The sequence below is a fragment of the Neobacillus sedimentimangrovi genome (assembly GCF_010614825.1).
GTDB classification, from domain to species: Bacteria; Bacillota; Bacilli; order Bacillales; family Cytobacillaceae; genus Neobacillus; species Neobacillus thermocopriae.
On sequence record NZ_JAAFZF010000053.1, the window covers coordinates 1 to 18,033 of the forward strand.

18 protein-coding genes, 1 pseudogene and 2 other annotated features are annotated in these 18,033 nt (G+C 39.6%); of the genes and pseudogenes, 1 reads left to right on the forward strand and 18 read right to left on the reverse strand.

Going from position 1 to position 18,033, the window contains the following annotated elements; translation table 11 throughout:
* The 4 genes and pseudogenes from GZA11_RS14065 to GZA11_RS14080 all read right to left on the reverse strand — a co-directional run.
* Positions 1 to 747 (reverse strand): annotated as a pseudogene (locus GZA11_RS14065) (IS3 family transposase); the annotation flags it as partial.
* A gap of 121 nt (positions 748 to 868) precedes the next feature.
* Positions 869 to 3,283, reverse strand: a complete 2,415-nt coding sequence (pheT, locus tag GZA11_RS14070) for a phenylalanine--tRNA ligase subunit beta (protein ID WP_163184231.1) — start codon at positions 3,281 to 3,283, stop codon at positions 869 to 871.
* 36 nt (positions 3,284 to 3,319) lie between these two features.
* Entirely contained in the window at positions 3,320 to 4,357 is a 1,038-nt protein-coding gene (gene pheS, locus GZA11_RS14075; RefSeq protein ID WP_163184232.1) for a phenylalanine--tRNA ligase subunit alpha, read from the reverse strand.
* A gap of 462 nt (positions 4,358 to 4,819) precedes the next feature.
* A complete protein-coding gene (locus tag GZA11_RS14080; RefSeq protein WP_038536620.1) occupies positions 4,820 to 5,581 on the reverse strand; it encodes a TrmH family RNA methyltransferase in 762 nt (253 codons plus the stop codon).
* 119 nt (positions 5,582 to 5,700) lie between these two features.
* On the opposite strand from GZA11_RS14080, the gene sspI reads away from it, so the two are divergent.
* Positions 5,701 to 5,910: a small acid-soluble spore protein SspI gene (sspI, locus tag GZA11_RS14085; RefSeq protein WP_038536622.1), complete on the forward strand. Its 210-nt coding sequence runs from the start codon at positions 5,701 to 5,703 to the stop codon at positions 5,908 to 5,910.
* Positions 5,911 to 5,997: 87 nt separating this feature from the next.
* Here sspI and GZA11_RS14090 read toward each other — a convergent pair whose 3' ends face one another.
* The 14 genes from GZA11_RS14090 to GZA11_RS14155 all read right to left on the reverse strand — a co-directional run.
* Positions 5,998 to 7,083: a M42 family metallopeptidase gene (locus tag GZA11_RS14090; protein WP_163184233.1), complete on the reverse strand. Its 1,086-nt coding sequence runs from the start codon at positions 7,081 to 7,083 to the stop codon at positions 5,998 to 6,000.
* Positions 7,084 to 7,154: 71 nt separating this feature from the next.
* Positions 7,155 to 7,646: a dUTP diphosphatase gene (locus GZA11_RS14095; protein ID WP_038536626.1), complete on the reverse strand. Its 492-nt coding sequence runs from the start codon at positions 7,644 to 7,646 to the stop codon at positions 7,155 to 7,157.
* A complete protein-coding gene (locus GZA11_RS14100; RefSeq protein ID WP_038536628.1) occupies positions 7,647 to 7,913 on the reverse strand; it encodes a DUF1294 domain-containing protein in 267 nt (88 codons plus the stop codon).
* 60 nt (positions 7,914 to 7,973) lie between these two features.
* Positions 7,974 to 8,333 carry a 50S ribosomal protein L20 gene (gene rplT, locus GZA11_RS14105; protein ID WP_038536630.1) on the reverse strand — a complete coding sequence of 120 codons (360 nt, stop codon included), beginning with the start codon at positions 8,331 to 8,333 and terminating at the stop codon, positions 7,974 to 7,976.
* A 35-nt stretch (positions 8,334 to 8,368) separates the two neighbouring features.
* Positions 8,369 to 8,569, reverse strand: coding sequence for a 50S ribosomal protein L35 (gene rpmI / locus GZA11_RS14110; protein ID WP_038536632.1), 201 nt, complete (start codon positions 8,567 to 8,569; stop codon positions 8,369 to 8,371).
* Between the two features lie 16 nt (positions 8,570 to 8,585).
* Positions 8,586 to 9,089, reverse strand: coding sequence for a translation initiation factor IF-3 (gene infC / locus GZA11_RS14115; RefSeq protein ID WP_205597459.1), 504 nt, complete (start codon positions 9,087 to 9,089; stop codon positions 8,586 to 8,588).
* Positions 9,090 to 9,205: 116 nt separating this feature from the next.
* Positions 9,206 to 9,339: a sequence feature (ribosomal protein L20 leader region), on the reverse strand.
* Positions 9,340 to 9,495: 156 nt separating this feature from the next.
* Positions 9,496 to 11,427 carry a threonine--tRNA ligase gene (gene thrS, locus GZA11_RS14120; RefSeq protein WP_163184234.1) on the reverse strand — a complete coding sequence of 644 codons (1,932 nt, stop codon included), beginning with the start codon at positions 11,425 to 11,427 and terminating at the stop codon, positions 9,496 to 9,498.
* Positions 11,428 to 11,623: 196 nt separating this feature from the next.
* Positions 11,624 to 11,870, reverse strand: a binding site (T-box leader).
* Positions 11,871 to 11,958: 88 nt separating this feature from the next.
* Positions 11,959 to 12,822, reverse strand: coding sequence for a sporulation protein YtxC (gene ytxC, locus GZA11_RS14125; protein ID WP_163184235.1), 864 nt, complete (start codon positions 12,820 to 12,822; stop codon positions 11,959 to 11,961).
* A 137-nt stretch (positions 12,823 to 12,959) separates the two neighbouring features.
* Positions 12,960 to 13,889, reverse strand: a complete 930-nt coding sequence (gene dnaI, locus GZA11_RS14130) for a primosomal protein DnaI (protein WP_163184236.1) — start codon at positions 13,887 to 13,889, stop codon at positions 12,960 to 12,962.
* A gap of 10 nt (positions 13,890 to 13,899) precedes the next feature.
* Positions 13,900 to 15,291 carry a replication initiation and membrane attachment family protein gene (locus tag GZA11_RS14135; RefSeq protein ID WP_038541844.1) on the reverse strand — a complete coding sequence of 464 codons (1,392 nt, stop codon included), beginning with the start codon at positions 15,289 to 15,291 and terminating at the stop codon, positions 13,900 to 13,902.
* 257 nt (positions 15,292 to 15,548) lie between these two features.
* Positions 15,549 to 16,010, reverse strand: coding sequence for a transcriptional regulator NrdR (gene nrdR / locus GZA11_RS14140; RefSeq protein ID WP_038536643.1), 462 nt, complete (start codon positions 16,008 to 16,010; stop codon positions 15,549 to 15,551).
* Positions 16,011 to 16,121: 111 nt separating this feature from the next.
* Positions 16,122 to 16,490 carry a hypothetical protein gene (locus GZA11_RS14145; RefSeq protein ID WP_163184237.1) on the reverse strand — a complete coding sequence of 123 codons (369 nt, stop codon included), beginning with the start codon at positions 16,488 to 16,490 and terminating at the stop codon, positions 16,122 to 16,124.
* A 100-nt stretch (positions 16,491 to 16,590) separates the two neighbouring features.
* Positions 16,591 to 16,965 carry an adenosylmethionine decarboxylase gene (speD, locus tag GZA11_RS14150; RefSeq protein ID WP_038536647.1) on the reverse strand — a complete coding sequence of 125 codons (375 nt, stop codon included), beginning with the start codon at positions 16,963 to 16,965 and terminating at the stop codon, positions 16,591 to 16,593.
* Between the two features lie 769 nt (positions 16,966 to 17,734).
* Positions 17,735 to 18,033 (reverse strand): group II intron maturase-specific domain-containing protein (locus GZA11_RS14155; RefSeq protein ID WP_328822051.1); only part of this gene is annotated, 299 nt, incomplete at its 5' end.

Sequence of the window (18,033 nt, forward strand, 5' to 3'; positions counted from 1 at the left end):
AGTAAGCAAACGTATCTCCAACACGTACATAGGTAATATCCGTTACGAGTTTTTGTAACGGAATCTCCGCACAGAATTCGCGGTTTAATACATTCGGAAATACCACAGATCCTCTAAGCCCGTAGAACGGTCGTTTCTTCCGAATCACCGATTTTATACCTAGCTCCCTCATTAATCGTCGCACACGCTTATGATTGACAACGATCCCTTCTCTGGATAATGCCCTTGTCATGCGTTTATATCCATAGTACGGATGTAACTTATGAATAGCTAAAATATGTTCTTTCAAAAAAAGGTCTTCTTCCAAACGTCTTGACATGTTCGAATGGTTCTTGTACCACTTGTATTATCCAGACCTTGAAACCTCTGCAATTTTTAACAGCCATGACAGTGGGTGTCTCTGTTTTTTTCGTAGTTCATCAATAATATGAAACCGATCAGCTTTCAGGACCACTCCTTCCCATGTAGATTTGGATTGCGCTTTTTTAAGTATTCGACCTGTGCTTTCAAATAAGCATTTTCCTCTTCTAAACTCGAAAAATGTTTACGATTCCATACTCCACGTTGATCTTTAAACGACTCGCCATTTCGAAATTTCTTGACCCATTCTGCAATCTGTGCATCACTCTTAATTCCAAAATGTTCACGAAGTTGTCGATAAGACCATCCCTCCTCCAATTTCAAACGAACGACTTCACGTTTAAGCTCTTCTGAATATGAGTTAAAGGTTTGTCCTTTTTTAGCCAAAAAAATCCCCTCCCAGGTAGACTCCTAAGAACATCATATCAAATGTCCTCTTTTTTTACTGTCTACCTGTAGGGGATAATACCACTCTCTAACCGAGTGATACTCTTTTTTCATAATCAAATTAACCTCTTAATACGGCACCTGCTTGCTCTTTCAGTGCTTCAAGTACACGTTCGTGAACCTTCGTTACCTCTTCATCTGTCAGAGTGCGCTCAGGATCCACATATTTCAACGAGAAGGCAATGGACTTCTTACCTTCCTCCATCTTATCTCCTTCATAAAGGTCAAATACATATGCCTCTTTCAAAAGCGGAGCACCTGCTTTTGTAATAATTTCCCACAAGGTTCTTGACTCCGTTTCTTTGTTTACCACAAGGGCAATGTCTCTTGTGATAGAAGGATAGCGTGGGATAGCTTCGTATTGTAAGGATTCTGTTTCAGCTTCGAGTACGGTTTTTAAAGTTAGTTCGAAAACATAAGTATCCTTTAGATCTAGGTCTTTTTGGACACTAGGGTGAAGCTGGCCGATGAAACCGATTTTTTCACCATCCAGTTGAATTTCTGCTGTGCGTCCCAGATGCAGTCCATCTACCTGTGCTTTAACGTAGGTTACCCGATCAGTCAATCCAAGCTTAGAAAACAGTCCTTCTAAGACACCTTTCAAGACGAAAAAGTCGACTGGTTTCTTTTCTCCTTGCCATGAATGGTTATGCCACAGACCGGTAATGGCTGCAGCCAAGTGTTCTTTTTCCTCTGGAAGAACGTCTTGACCATTTGCTAAAAATACATTCCCTGTTTCATAAACCGCCAAACTATCATTTTGCCGGGCGATATTGTATTTTAGCACTTCCAATAGCTGTGGCAGTATGCTTAAACGAAGGACACTACGTTCTTCACTCATCGGCATTGCCAGACGAATCGTATCGCGTTTTTCAATAGCAAATTGAGAAGCCTTCTCTTCACTTGTTAATGAATAGGTCACCGCTTGATACAAGCCCGCTCCCTCTAGATACTGACGAACAATCCGGCGTTTCTTTTGATAGTCAGACAATTTGCCTGGTGTGGCGGATCCAATTGGCAATGTCTTTGGAATGTTGTCATAGCCATAAAGACGGGCAACCTCTTCAATTAAATCTTCTTCAATTTTAATATCCCAACGGCGTGTTGGTACTGTTACCGTAATCATATCTCCTTCGATTTTTACGTCAAATTGCAGACGGTCAAATATTTCTTTTACATCCTTCATTTCAAGGTTTGTACCAAGTACCCGGTTGATTTTTTCTAGTGTGACAGAAACAACAGAAGGTTCGACGGTTAAGGCATCAAACTCTACTCCACCCTCTAATACTTCGCCACCAGCGTATTTGGCCATTAAATAAGCTGCGCGGTCCCCTGCTGCACGAACTCGGTTCGGGTCAATTCCTTTTTCAAAACGGGCACTGGCTTCACTGCGCAGACCATGATCTTTCGATGCTTTCCTTACCGTCGCTCCGTTAAAATATGCTGCCTCTAATAAAACCATCGTTGTATCATCAGTAACCTCTGAATTCGCTCCTCCCATCACACCGGCAAGAGCCACAGGTTCAGTTCCATTCGTGATCACAAGATGGTCAGAAGTCAATGTACGTTCCACATCATCAAGTGTTACCAACTTTTCGCCTTCTTTCGCACGGCGAACAAGGATTTCTTTAGAACCTAAGCGATCATAGTCAAATGCATGTAATGGCTGACCGTATTCCAAAAGAATATAGTTAGTGATATCCACTACGTTATTGTGTGGACGAATTCCCGCAGACATCAAGCGGGTTTGCATCCATAATGGTGATGGGCCGATTTTTACATTTTTAATGATTTTAGCTACATAAAGTGGATTATCCTCCACGGCTTCAACCGTTACTTTTACATAATCTGATGCTTTTTCACTTGAAGGCTCCAAGCTTGTTTCTGGAAGCTTAACTTCTCTTCCAAGGATGGCAGCTACCTCATAAGCTACCCCAAGCATACTTAAACAGTCAGCTCGGTTAGGTGTTAAGCCAAGCTCCAGCACCTCATCGTCCCTATTTAGTAATTCAAGGGCATCTGCACCCACTTCGGCACTATTTGGGAATACAAAGATCCCTTCTGAATATTCCTTAGGAACAATTTTCCCTTCTATGCCTAGTTCTTGGAGAGAACAAATCATCCCATGGGACTCTTCACCACGAAGCTTCGCCTTTTTAATTTTAAAATTTCCAGGAAGAACCGCGCCAACTTTGGCAACGGCTACTTTCTGTCCTTGAGCAACATTTGGTGCACCACAAATAATTTGAACAGGCTCGCCTTCACCAATATCAACTAGACATTTACTTAATTTATCGGCATTTGGATGCTGCTCGCGTTCAAGGACGTGACCAACAACCACTCCTGTAATGCCTTCGTTAAGGATTTCTACTCCTTCTACTTCAATGCCACTTTTCGTAATTTTTTCAGCCAGTTCTGCTGCAGATACTCCAGTCAAATCTACATATTCCTGAAGCCATTTATATGAAACAAACATGTCGCCAACCTCCTAATTTCCAGTTTGAGCATTTATTTATTCTGTTTTTGAAAATTGCTTTAAGAATCGAACATCATTTGTATAGAAATGACGAATATCATCAATGCCATATTTTAGCATCGCAATCCGTTCAGGTCCCATTCCAAACGCAAAGCCTGTGTATTTCTTTGAATCGTAGCCTGCCATTTCAAGAACGTTCGGATGTACCATACCAGCACCAAGAATTTCAATCCAACCAGTTTGTTTACAAACATTACAGCCATGACCATTACACATCTTACAAGAGATATCCATCTCAACAGACGGTTCTGTAAATGGGAAGAAACTTGGTCTTAGACGGATTTCTCGGTCTTGACCAAACATTTTTTTCGCAAATACCTCTAAAGTACCTTTCAAGTCGCTCATACGGATGTTCTCACCGACAACAAGGCCTTCTATTTGCATAAACTGGTGGGAATGGGTCGCATCGTCATTATCCCGGCGATATACTTTACCAGGACAAATAATTTTGATTGGCCCTTTTCCTTTGTGCTTCTCCATCGTCCGTGCTTGAACCGGTGATGTATGCGTACGCATAAGAATTTCTTCCGTGATATAGAAGGAGTCTTGCATGTCACGGGCTGGGTGTCCTTTTGGCAAGTTTAATGCCTCAAAGTTGTAATAGTCTTGTTCCACCTCTGGCCCTTCAGCAATTTCATAGCCCATGCCAATAAATAAGTCTTCGATTTCTTCGATGATCTTTGTCAGTGGGTGTTGATTTCCTACCTTTACAGGTCGTCCTGGAAGGGTAACATCAATGCTTTCCGAAGCTAATTTTTCTAAAACTGCTTTTTCTTCAAGTGCTTTTTGTTTTGCCTCAATTGTAGCTCCAATCGCTTCGCGCACTTCATTAGCAAGCGCTCCAATCACTGGGCGCTCTTCAGGGGAAAGTTTACCCATTCCACGCAGCACCTCTGTAATCGGGCCTTTTTTCCCTAAATAAGCCACACGGATGTCATTCAATTCTTTTAAACTTGAAGATTGCTCAACCTTTTGAATTGCTTCTTGTTGCAATTCTTTTAAACGTTCTTGCATGTCATTTCCTCCTTATTTTTGCTAAGTAGGCCGTAACAGTAAAGCGTTAATGCCCTGGACAGCCCCTATAGGCAATTGATTGCCGAGAGTGTTCAACTTTCATTTCTATAAAATAAAAACCTCATCCCAAAAAGGGACGAGGTATTAGTTCGCGGTACCACCCTTGTAAACACGTATGTAAACATTCGCGTTCGCTTCATTCAGATAACGGCATGTGCCGGTACATCTTTACACGTGAAAGCAGGGGCACCCTAGTTAGTTAAAAAGCTTCTTACTACTAAGCCTGCTTTTTCGTGGTCCCGATGTCGACTCGGGAGGTGAACTTCGCCTGCCTTTCCCACAAAAGTGCTTTCAGTCAAGGCACTTTCTCCCTAAGTGGTAATCTGACAAGGTACTTTTCTCCGTCATTGTCTTTTAACATATCAACATTGTTCATTATTATATAATAATTTTTCAATTGTTTCAAATAGGTTTCTTTAAATAATATAATAGAATTCCTGTTGCCACAGCCACATTCAGTGATTCACTTTTACCATAAATCGGAATATATAGGTTCTCAGTTGTATTGGCAAGTAGGTCTTTATTTACGCCGCTCCCCTCATTTCCGACGATAAGTGCAAAAGTATCACTATTGGAGATATCAGTATAGGCACGAGCCCCTTCCAATGCTGTTCCATAAACAGGAATATTTTTTTCTTTCAATATAGAAGTCCATTCGTGAAGGTCACCTCTTCTAATTGGGAGATGGAAATGGCTTCCCTGTGCGGAGCGAAGAACTTTGGAATTATATATATCAACACTTCCTTTGCCCACGATAACAGCATCAATCCCGGCTGCATCAGCTGTACGGATCATTGTACCGAGATTGCCAGGATCCTGTACAGCGTCAATGAGTAAAAATGTTTTAGCATCGTCCAAGCCTGCATTTACTTGCGGCTGTCGGCAGACCGCATAGATCCCCTGAGTTGTCTCTGTTTCCGATAAAACATTCGAAATTTCTTCGGTAACCATAAAAATTGGTGTTTCTCCTGCATCCAAACTTGGTGGTATGCCTGTTTTTTCAGATACAATTATTTCGAGGACCTGGTCCTTTTGCTTGAGGGCCTCTTCTACCAAATGGAAGCCTTCGACCAAGAAAGTTCCAGATCGGTCCCGCTCCTTTTTCGTTAAGAGTTTTTTCCATTGTTTTACCTGCGGATTTTGCAGTGATTGTATGTATTTCAATGCTTTTTCCCCTTTATTTAAATACTTTGATTTTTACATTATAGCCCAATAAAAATACATAATAAAACCAAAAGTTGAAATCATATAAAAGAATAGGAAAACAAAGGAGTGTACTCACAATGAACTTAAATTTGCGCAAAGCGATCATTCACAATGTTTCCGACAATACACAAGAACAATTAAAAGATACAATTGTTGATGCCATCCAGAGCGGGGAAGAAAAAATGCTACCTGGTTTAGGTGTTTTATTTGAAATTATATGGCAAAATTCATCTGAGCAAGAGAAAAAAGAGATGCTGAACAATCTTGAGAACGGATTAAAGCAATGAGACGAGATTGAAGTCGCCGAATTAGATGTCGGCGGCTTTTTATTTTTTGAAAAAATCCCTGACCATAAAGGCCAGGGATGAACATACTTATTCGTACGTAATTTTATCAACTGTCTCACGGTCTAAACGCTTAATGACTTCGACAATTAATTTTACCGCATTTTCATAGTCATCACGATGAAGCATTGCTGCATGGGTATGGATATAACGAGTCGCGATCGTTATAGCAAGCGTTGGTACCCCTTTATAGGTCACATGGATGGCACCAGCATCTGTTCCTCCTCCAGGGATGGCATCAAACTGATATGGGATGTTTAATTCATCCGCTACATCAGTCACAAAATCGCGCAGACCTTTGTGGGATACTAAAGATGCATCATATAAAATGATTTGCGGGCCTTTCCCCATTTTACTCATCGCTTCTTTTTCAGAAACGCCAGGAGTATCACCGGCAATTCCCACATCGACGCCAAAGCCGATATCAGGGTCAATGGTTGCCGCAGCAGTACGAGCACCGCGCAAACCGACCTCTTCTTGAATCGTTCCTACTCCATAAACCACATTCGGATGATCAACATCTTTTAATTGTTTTAATACATCAATAGCTATAGCACAGCCAATACGATTGTCCCAGGCCTTCGCTAACAACATTTTCTCATTATTCATGACAGTAAATTCAAAGTATGGTACGACCATGTCTCCTGGGCGGACGCCCCACTCCTCTGCTTCTTCACGGCTAGAAGCTCCGATGTCAATAAACATATCCTTGATTTCCACCGGCTTTTTACGGGCTTCAGGCGATAAGATATGCGGAGGTTTCGAACCAATGATTCCTGTTACGTCACCCTTTCTGGTTACAACAGTTACACGCTGAGCCAGCATTACCTGTCCCCACCAGCCACCTACTGTTTGGAAACGCAAAAAGCCCTTATCATCAATTTGTGTCACCATGAAGCCTACTTCATCTAAATGGCCAGCTACCATCACTTTCGGGCCGCCTTCTTTTCCTACTTTTTTAGCAATCAAACTGCCAAGTCCATCGGTAGTGATTTCGTCTGCATATGGTGCAATGTATTTTTTCATTACTTCTCGTACTTCTCGCTCATTACCGGGAATTCCTTTGGCATCCGTTAATTCTTTCAACATCTTCAACGTCTTATCCATCTTTGCCATGAATAATACCCCCTTTTATGTATGTACATCCTTCATTATACAGAATTAAATGAAAAATGAACAAATTTCTACTAATAATTGTTTTGCTGTCTTTGATAATTTACTTCATTTTTTTCAAAATATGCCTGCTCCATTTCCTCATGAGTAATCCCTAATAATGAGCCCAGCTCTAAGTAAGATTGTAATAAGGTAAAATAATCTTCAAAGCTTCTACTACTTTGAAAAAGATCAACCTGTTTGTAAACTTTCAAAAAATGTTCGGTCATATCGCCAGATACTGGATGCCAATTGACATTAAAATCCCTAGAGTCAAATCCGCAAACAATACCAATCGATAAAATAAAATGAATTCCATCAACAAATTCTTCAAGAATCACTTTTTTCGGTGAAGAAGGCTTGACACTCCAAAACTTGAAACATCGTGTTTCATTGGCCAACTCTCCTAATTCAACAAGCAAAGCAAGAACCTTCCGGCTAAACAAATCCTCATTCTGAAGCTGGTGCTTTTCTTCGATGTGTGAATCCAACGCTTTTTGCATTTGAAATAATTTTTTTAACTGCATCTAAAACACTCCCACTATTTTTATAAAAAGAATGATATCTATGATGGCCAAGGCAGGAAAACCTATTCTAAATGTTAAATGCTTTGTTTTATGCCGAAAACATTGCATACCCAAATAGGCCCCAACAGCCCCTCCGAAAAAGGCAACAAGCCATAAAGTCATTTCTGAAATTCTGTATTGGTGCTTTTTAGCTTTGCGTTTATCCATCCCCATCAGCACAAAACCAATGACCGTCATAATAAAAAATACTATTGATATTGTATACATTCCCCAGATTCTCCTTATAGAAAAAGCCATCCTCAACATTGAGAATGGCTTATGAAAAAATTACTTATTAAGCTGTGCTTTAGCTGCGTTTGCAAGTTCTGCAAATGCATTTGCATCGCTAACCGCTAATTCAGCAAGCATTTTGCGGTTTACTTCGATACCAGCAAGCTTTAAACCGTGCATTAAACGGCTGTAAGAAAGACCGTTGATGCGAGCTGCTGCGTTGATACGAGTAATCCAAAGCTTACGGAAGTCGCGTTTCTTTTGACGACGGTCACGAAACGCATACATTAAAGATTTCATAACCTGTTGGTTAGCAACTTTGTATAATGTATGTTTAGAACCATAATAACCTTTAGCTAATTTAAGAACTTTTTTACGACGTCTGCGAGTAACTGTACCGCCTTTTACACGTGGCATGTCATTTCCCTCCTATATAAATCGATCAATCGAGATTATTTAATGTTATCTAATAATTGACGAATGCGTTTGAAATCACCTGCAGAAACAAGTGTTCCTTTGCGAAGCTTACGTTTTTGTTTAGTAGATTTGTTAGCAAATAAATGGCTTGTATAAGCATGTGAACGTTTAAGTTTACCAGAACCAGTTTTCTTAAAACGCTTTGCAGCGCCGCTGTGAGTTTTCATTTTTGGCATTGGGATTTCCTCCTTATTACTTATCGTTTTTAGGTGCTAAAACTAGGAACATGCTACGGCCATCCATTTTTGGATGAGCTTCAATCGTAGACACTTCCTTGCACGCTTCTGCAAAACGGTCTAAAACGTTTTGACCAATTTCTTTATGGGTAATCGCCCGGCCCTTAAAACGGATTGAAGCTTTTACCTTGTCGCCTTTTTCCAAAAACTTAATTGCATTGCGAAGTTTTGTATTGAAGTCATGCTCATCAATCGTTGGACTTAGACGAACTTCTTTTGTTGTGATAATCTTTTGATTCTTACGAGCTTCTTTCTCTTTCTTCTGCTGCTCGAATTTATACTTGCCGTAGTCCATAATCCGGGCTACCGGAGGCTTGGCATTTGGTGCAACAAGCACTAAATCAAGATTCACACGTCCGGCAATCTCTAGCGCTTCGTTTTTCGATTTAATCCCTAATTGTTCCCCATTTTGGTCAATTAGACGAACTTCACGAGCGCGAATCCCCTCATTAACTAACATATCTTTGCTAATAATTAGCCACCTCCAAGGTTTTTTCAAAGAATACTTTAGTTCGGGTCAAGAATTTCTGCAAAGCGTCCCCCTCAAGGCCTGATCTTAACAACTTACAGTCCGGGGCAAATAAAAAAGTGCGGATGAAAAACACCCACACTTTACGAACATAGTTATAAGAAACAATAAGTTCACAAAAAACCTGCCAACTGCATACTGCGTCAAATCAGGTGAGAAGCGGGTGCTTCTTCTTTTCCCAAAAACTTGTATTCAATTATATACCTTAGTAACTATATCATAAGCAAAGATACATTGTCAAATGAACCTTTTTTGACAACAACGAAATTTATTTTAACAGGAAACGAAAAATTATTCAACATATTTTTTCAAAACAAAAAGGGAGAACACTCTCCCCTTATTTTTGAACTTCTGCTTTAAGTGATTGTAAAAACTCGCTAAAGGCTTGTGTTTCAGATTTCTGTTCCCCGTATTTACGGACATTAACAGCGTCTTCTGCTACTTCTTTATCACCGACAACGAGCATATACGGAATTTTTTGCAATTGGGCTTCACGGATTTTATAGCCAATTTTTTCATCTCGGCCATCTAATTCCACCCGGAACCCAGCAGCTTTAAGCTGTTCTTGAACACTTCTTGCATAATCATAATGCACTTCCGGCGATACAGGGATGACTTGAACCTGTACCGGAGCCAACCAAGTTGGGAATGCTCCTTTATATTCTTCAATTAGGTAAGCGACAAAGCGTTCCATTGTGGACACAACGCCACGGTGGATAACAACCGGACGATGTGGTTTTCCGTCTTCACCAACATAAGTTAAATCAAAGCGTTCAGGAAGCAAGAAATCCAATTGGACAGTTGAAAGTGTCTCGTCTTTTCCTAATGCTGTTTTCACTTGTACGTCCAGCTTTGGACCATAGAAGGCTGCTTCCCCTTCGGCTTCATAATAGTCAAGTCCTAGCTCATCCATCGCTTGCTTCAACATGCCCTGTGCTTTTTCCCACATAGCATCATCATCATAGTATTTTTCCTTATCTTGTGGATCTCTGTAGGACAAACGGAACGAATAATCTGTAATGTTAAAGTCTTTATATACTTCGAGAATTAATGAAACGACACGCTGGAATTCTTCTTTAATTTGATCCGGACGAACGAAAATGTGCGCATCATTCAATGTCATTCCCCGTACACGCTGAAGACCTGATAACGCGCCAGACATTTCATAACGGTGCATTGTACCAAGCTCCGCAATACGTATAGGTAGTTCACGATAGCTGTGCATGGAATTCTTGTAGACCATCATATGATGCGGACAGTTCATTGGACGAAGAACAAGTTGTTCATTATCCATTTCCATTACCGGGAACATATCTTCATGGTAATGATCCCAGTGACCGGAGGTTTTATAAAGTTCCACATTTGCCATGATTGGTGTATACACATGGTCATAGCCCAAGCTGACCTCTTTATCTACAATATAGCGTTCTATGATGCGACGGATGGTAGCCCCTTTTGGCAGCCAAAGCGGCAGTCCTTGTCCGACTTTTTGGGATGTAGTAAACAGACTGAGTTCTTTCCCAAGTTTACGATGATCACGTTCTTTCGCTTCTTCCAATAAACGGAGATGCTCTTTTAGGTCTTCTTTTTTAAAGAATGCTGTACCGTAAATACGTTGAAGCATTTTGTTATTGCTATCTCCTCGCCAGTAAGCACCAGCAATACTTAATAGTTTAAATTCTTTAATTTTTCCAGTGGAAGGTACGTGAATGCCACGGCAAAGGTCAAAAAACTCTCCTTGCTCGTAAATCGTTACTGTTTCCTCATCCGGAATCGCTTCAATTAGCTCTAACTTATACTCATCGCCAATTTCTTTATAAAGTTGTACCGCTTCAGCACGGCTAACTTCTTTACGTACAATCTCTAGATTTTCATTTACAATTTTCGCCATTTCTTTTTCGATTTTTGGTAAATCATCCGGTGTTAAAGACACTTCAAGATCCATATCGTAATAGAATCCACCTTCAATCACCGGCCCGACGCCAAGCTTTACACCTGGATATAGGCGCTTTACTGCTTGTGCCATTAAGTGAGCTGTACTATGACGAAGCACCTCTAAAGCCTCTGGTGAATCTTGAGTGACAATTTCTATAGAACCGTCTTCATGGATTGGACGACGAAGGTCAATTAATTGACCATTAAGCTTACCGGCTATCGCCTTTTTCTTAAGGCCTGGGCTAATCGATGCCGCGATATCCTCGGAAGTCGTTCCTTGTGGAAACTCCTTTACAGCTCCATCAGGAAATGTAATTTTTACAACCTCTGACATATTTAACTCCTCCTTTGAAAAATAGTCTGTGTTTAAAATTAGGAAAAGCACTTTGCGGACTGTCTGGTGAGACTTTGCAAAGCAATAGCGCATTTGGAGCTTCGGTCCTTACTGTCGTATGAGCAAGGACCCTTGCTCCTATAAACGTATGCACTGTTCATAGGCAGCTAATCAATAAAAAAACCCGTCCCTCAAATAAAGGGACGAGTTATAATTAACACGTGGTTCCACCCAATTTTTCATTTTTGAAAACCTAATGCTTCAAAAATGACTCTAGTTCAGGTAACGGCTGCATCCGTCAACAATTACAGGCTTCTAAATGAAGCGTTCACTGTTGAAGTTTAAAGGTGGTAAGTATTTTTTTCGTGTTAGAAGGCTTCCAGCCATGACCTCCCTCTCTATAAACCGTAAAAAAATACTCTTGTCCTTATCATTACTTTTACTATGAAATTCAACTATGTACGTTATTATAATCAGTTATTTTTGAATTTGCAACCTCATAATACTAATTATTTCAACAATTTTTTGTTTTTATGCGTGGTTTTCTGAAGAATAAGCTGAATTTTTCCAAAATAATTCGTAAGGCTTAATAATGACTCTTTCTTCAAAAATATTGTTAATCGTTCGAATGAGTGGAGCTTCTGCATCCTTTGTATAGAGAAAAATCGTCGTTGGTGCAATTGACAAAAGTGGAGCAATTGTGATGGAGTCGACATAAACAGGATGATTGACAAGTAATTTTCGGTCAATCAATTTTGTTAATTCACTTCTTTTGATTTCTTCTAACTGGTCATTATAGAACGTAATCTCCTCATCAAATAACAGATGAATGACTTGAAATTTTGGTTCACGCCCCACTAAGAAGTCCCTAAGCATTTGGACAAACATTTGATATTCTTGTTCCATTTTATATTCATCAATGGAGATTTCCACATAGTTTGTAAGATGCTTCAAATAGGAACGGAGCCGGAACTTGACGAAGGAATCAAATGAAAAAGAGACATTTTCCTGAAATACATGGTCAATTGCTGCCCGGATATTCGGTCCTTCTTTTGTGTGTTTAAAAAAAACAGAAAGATCTTCTCTTTGACCTTCTTGGATGGAGTAGATAATCTCAATAATTTGCTGTTGTTCTTCAGGATCCTCATAATAAAATTGTTTCGTTAATATGTCACGAAACCAATCATCTCGTTTAATTTTTGTAATAAATTCACAGAAGGCATTTTTTACATTAGTAAAAAATTGTTCTGATGCTACACCTTCCATTATTTTAACTATATGGCGATCTTCAATAAGAAGAATATTTTCATTATCAAAATGGTCATTTAAAGACTTGAGCAAGTGGTTATAAAACTTTATTGCATCCATCTTAGTTTGGAAGATGATTTCTGCCAACCAAATCCCCCCTAAAAACCAACTCTCTGTTTTCATGTATATGGGGGACTTGGCCAAAATAGAAGTTTGCGGATAGAAAGCTATAAAAAAAGACTGCCGGTTTTCCCCTGACAGTCCTCACAAAAAAGTATTCTAATTTAATATCGACGATTTGGCCCTCCGACCATAACAGGTTCGCTCAATGCCTTGATTCTCTCCATAATCCTACGGGCTTTCATTTTTTCTTCTTCACCACGCTGGCTATAGGTTAAATGGTGTTCAAGCCCTTGATAGTCAAAATTAGAGGTGAAGAAAGTTGGAAGGTTTTCAAGCATACGGAATTGTAAAATCGGACCAAGAATTTCATCTCTTGTCCAACTGGAAACAGCTTCTGCACCAATATCATCGAGCATTAAGATCGGCTCTTTTTTCAATGCATCAATCTTTTCGTTCAAAGTTGCATCAGCAATCGAGCTTTTCATTTCCCTGAACAATTCTGGAACATATACAATCATCGAAGAAATTTGTTTTTTAGCCAGTTTATTAGCTATCGCACCTAACAGATAAGATTTACCCACTCCAAATTTTCCGTAAAAATAAAGCCCCTTTACCGGTTTTCCCTGCTCATAATTTAATAAAAAGGAAGCAGCCTTTTTTACCGCATCTATTCGATCCTCATCATGTTCAAATTTCTCAAAACTTGCTGTTAAAATATCCTTTGGCACATAAAGACTTTTAATTAATTTTTCATTTTTCCGCTTTTCATCCTCCATCACTTTTCTTGGACAGCGATCATAGCGAACATCAATGGAATTTCTGGTCAAAATTAATTCCGGATGGTAGCCCTTCATAATATTTGTACAGGCATCAAGACTTTCGCACTTATGACAGTACTTACTCTGATGCGTATACTCATAAAGCTTACCTAAGCTTTTTTCAATCATTTCTTCTGTTATAGCCTGTTGATTTTTCCTTATAAATGCTTTGATGTCAGGATGCTCTAATGTTTCCTTACGCATTTTTTCAAATCGTTTTTGAAAATTTTCACTTGAGGCTAATCGTTTTAGTGTTTGGTTGATCTTTTCCATAAGTCACCTTCTAATCATCGAATGCTTTAAGCATTTCTTCAATTTCACGCTTTTTGGCCTCTAAATCTTCATTTTTGCTATGTGATAGAGGATCAGATTTCTTCGGCTGATCTTCATCAAACCAGTCAGGTATAAGCTCTGTACGGGTAGTTTTTTGTCTAGCTGATTTTCCCGATTGCCTTTTTCCTTTTTCCCAATCTTTATATTCTTTCTTCGCGACTTCCATTGCCTCTTTGACCGTTTTAATTTGCAATCGTGCCCAAGTGCTGGCAATTGAACCAGCATAAGCTTTCGTCAACTTTCTATTCGTTTTTTCCATAACATAATGAATGAGAACATTGATTACACCTGGAAGTAGCTTTTGTTTAAACATCATTTCTTCAATCGTTTGAATCTCTGACTGAGATGGTTCGGCTCCGCCGGCTAGGTATTTTAAAAATTCTAAAGGCGAGGTCGTTTCTAAATAATGAATAAGCTTTTCTTCCTTCGTCTTCGGCTCTTCAAGCTGTACTCTGTAAGCAATAGGCTGAGTTCTTTCAATCAGCATCGGGAGCTGGTCGTAATTAACAAATTGATACCAGTCGCGAGCTGCTTTTCTTAACTCTTCAATGTCAATTTCATTAGACTCATTCAAGGAGCTTAAGACAATATTTTTCATTTGAATAGCGTCGATATTATAAAGAAAAGCTAGATTGCTAATAGCCTCTTTTACTTTTGGAGTCAACGCTTTTTTCGGAACAAGTGATTCATTTAAACCAGCCATCAAGAGATCAAAATCAAATGTATCTATTCCAATTTGAATTCCCTTTTGTTCATGGCGACCAATGAATTGTTCATTTTCCTTTGCTTGGAGATCCTTTGAAGCTTCCTGTAAATATTGAAGACTTTCAGGTGTTGCGGATGAAAATACATCCTGAAAAGCTCTTGTAACCTCGGAATAATCCCCATTTTTTGGAATAGTTTGATCCGAGAAAAAACGTTTTAACCTAGCAAAGTGATTTTTCCCGATTTTTCGGTATAAAAATATGTTTAACATGCCATCAAGGAAAAATTTTTCCGGACTGAGCGGTGGCTGAAGCTCATAAATAAAAGAACGCTCGCCATCATCTGATTTGACATATGTTTTTAATAGTCCTATACCTTCCAGCTTTAAGCGAGCTTCATAAATCTCTTTCAAATTCAATCCTAATAGATTCATCAATAAATGGTGAGTGGAGGATTCGGCCCACAATCGATTTTCCTCGACCTCTGACCATAATGTCATATATAAGCTGAAGCAAGTAGAGCCGATCAAAGGTTGATATAAGAACGTCAGCACTTTGCGGTCATAATCATGCAGCAGCCCGTTAGTGGTGACGATATAACGATCTATCGGAAGAATTTCCTGCCAATGCTGCGCCATAATCAACCAACCTCTCCTAAAAATGTTTCCACAAAATCTAATAAGCGGGATTAAAATTTACTGTTGAATAGCGATCCATCCACTTCACTTACTAAGAAAATACCAAGAAACTACCAAAGTCCTTGGGTGTCTAACCTCATAAGTACAAATGAACATTCAAGTTGTCTTCGTATCAGCTCCTCCAAGTAACAGAGTGAAAAACAACCGTAAACTTTAATATAACCTAAATGAAAAAGAGCCAAAAAACTTTAGCTCTTTTAAGATTTTTCCTTTTTAATCAATTCCTTTAATTCCTCAATAAAAACATTAATATCTTTAAATTGACGATACACGGAGGCAAATCGGACATAGGCAACTTCATCTACCTTTGCTAGCCTGTCCATAACCATTTCGCCAATTGCTTCACTCTTTATCTCAGATATTCCTTGATTGCGCAGTATTTTTTCCACTCCATGGGTAATATCTTCTAATTCCTTTAATGCGACTGGCCTCTTTTCACAGGCTTTAATCAACCCACGGAGAATTTTATCACGGCTGAACTCTTCCCTAGTACCTTCTTTTTTCACAACGATTAATGGAATTTCTTCGATTTTCTCAAAAGTTGTAAAACGGTAGCCACATTCTTCGCATTCCCGTCTTCTTCGTGTTGCCCGGCCCTCATCGACTGGGCGAGAATCGAGAACACGTGTACCATAATTTTGACATGAAGGGCATTTCATCGAATCAACTCCAACTCTATGGTAAATCCATATCCATTCCAAAGATTATCCTACTATTATCTTATAAAAAAGAGTTTCATTGTACAAGTGTTGTCTTTGTATTATTGCTTATTAGATTTTTGTATGCAATTGGTTGATTCGTTCATAGTAGGATTGAATCCGTTTTTTTAATTCGGGATAAATCCCAAATAGCGATAATTTTTCTGAGGAGATTTTAAAATCAACCGCCGTTTCCATTGGTCTTACGTTAACCACTGTAATAATTAGAAAACACGAGAATGGCTTACTGACCTCAACAGCAATTTCCCCACGTTCTTTTGAAACAGTGACCACGCGGCAATCGGTATCATCTTTAAACATCCGTTCTACTGAATCAAAAATTTGATTATATGTTCCTTTATAGTAGTGCGTTTTCAGGACCTCATCTTTTTGTTGATCAGAGGTTTCTATTTCCTTTTTATATCTAGTTAGCAAACCCATTTATTATTCCCCCAAACAATTTATCTTTCTTTTATTTTATATCAAGATCCTGAAAATATAAAAAGAGGTGTAAAATACACCTCTTTGTTCTTCATATGGATTATAGAGCTTTTGCTTGTTTTACCTGTACTGGACCCATCCCACGTGGAATTTCGATATTCTCACGAGTTTCAGCATTTAAAGCTTCTGCAATATAGTCAGCAGCAATATTTGGATCCATATCGCCGCAAGTATACACATCAATGCTTGCATATCCATGTTCAGGGAAGCTGTGAATGGTCAGGTGTGATTCAGAAATAATGACTACACCACTTACTCCTTGTGGAGCAAATTTATGAAAAGCTACCTCACGAATTTCTGCACCTGATTTTAATGCTGCTTCAACAAACGTTTTTTCAATAAAATCCATGTCATTCAATTTTTCAAAGTCACATCCCCACAATTCGGAGATCACGTGACGTCCCATCGTTTCCATTTCAATTCCCCCTTACTCTTTTGGGTACTTCTTAAAATTTGATATTGACGGCGGCTTGTAATTACCACGGGGGAAAGTTAGTCCAGAGAGGTCCTAACCCTTTAAGTAATTAATCGTCACCTAATTTCAAGAAGTTCACGATGACTAGTATACTTTGTTTATATTTTTTTTGCAACATACTAAAATAAAAAAATCAAATAAATTAATTAGAAATGCGTAAGCCCCCTGCCCAGCGGCGTATGCCTTCCTCCCAAAAGCTATCGCTTTAGGTCGTGCGATGTGGATGCTGCCGTAGCCTTCCTTGTGGAGACTCTCCAACTGAGATATAGGAAACACGGTGAGCGTAAGTGAACTGATGTTGACTTATCGTAGGGCGGAGACCGATGGCGTCTCGCCGCTAGGGCGCTGGAGCTAGACAGTTCTCGAAGTCAAAAAGAATTTTCTTATCTTCTCAGAAAAGCGAAAACCCCCTGCCCAGCGGCGTATATTCTCCTCCCAAAAGCTATCGCTTTCGGTCGTGCGATGTGGATGCTGTCGGAGAGTTTTTCCTTGTGGAGCTCTCCAACTGAGATATAGCAAACACGAAGTGCGAAAGCAATTCGATGTTGACTTATCGTAGGGCGGAGACCGATGGCGTCTCGCCGCTAGGGCGCTGGAGCTAGACAGTTTACAGAGACATAAATTTACTTTCCAGAATCGAGTAGGAGGGGGTGACTAACCCCCGACCTCTCACACCACCGTACGTACCGTTCGGTATACGGCGGTTCAATTAAGTATGACGTAGTGCTTGATATCTTTCGAATAGACTTCTTAACCCTCGACGCTTCCAATAGGAGTTATCGAGGGTTTTGTGTAGAATGGGACTGCAGGCAATCCGCCAATATTTCTTGCGTGTATTGCCCCATTCGAGTGCCTTATGGCTTGGAACCCCTAATCCTCTAAGTTTCCGAATTCTTGTTTTCGGGGTTTTCCATTCTTTCCACAAACACATCCGAAGCCTTCGTCTAATCCATTCATCAAATTCTTTGAACTTACTTGGTGTTTCTGCCAAGGCAAAATATCCGCACC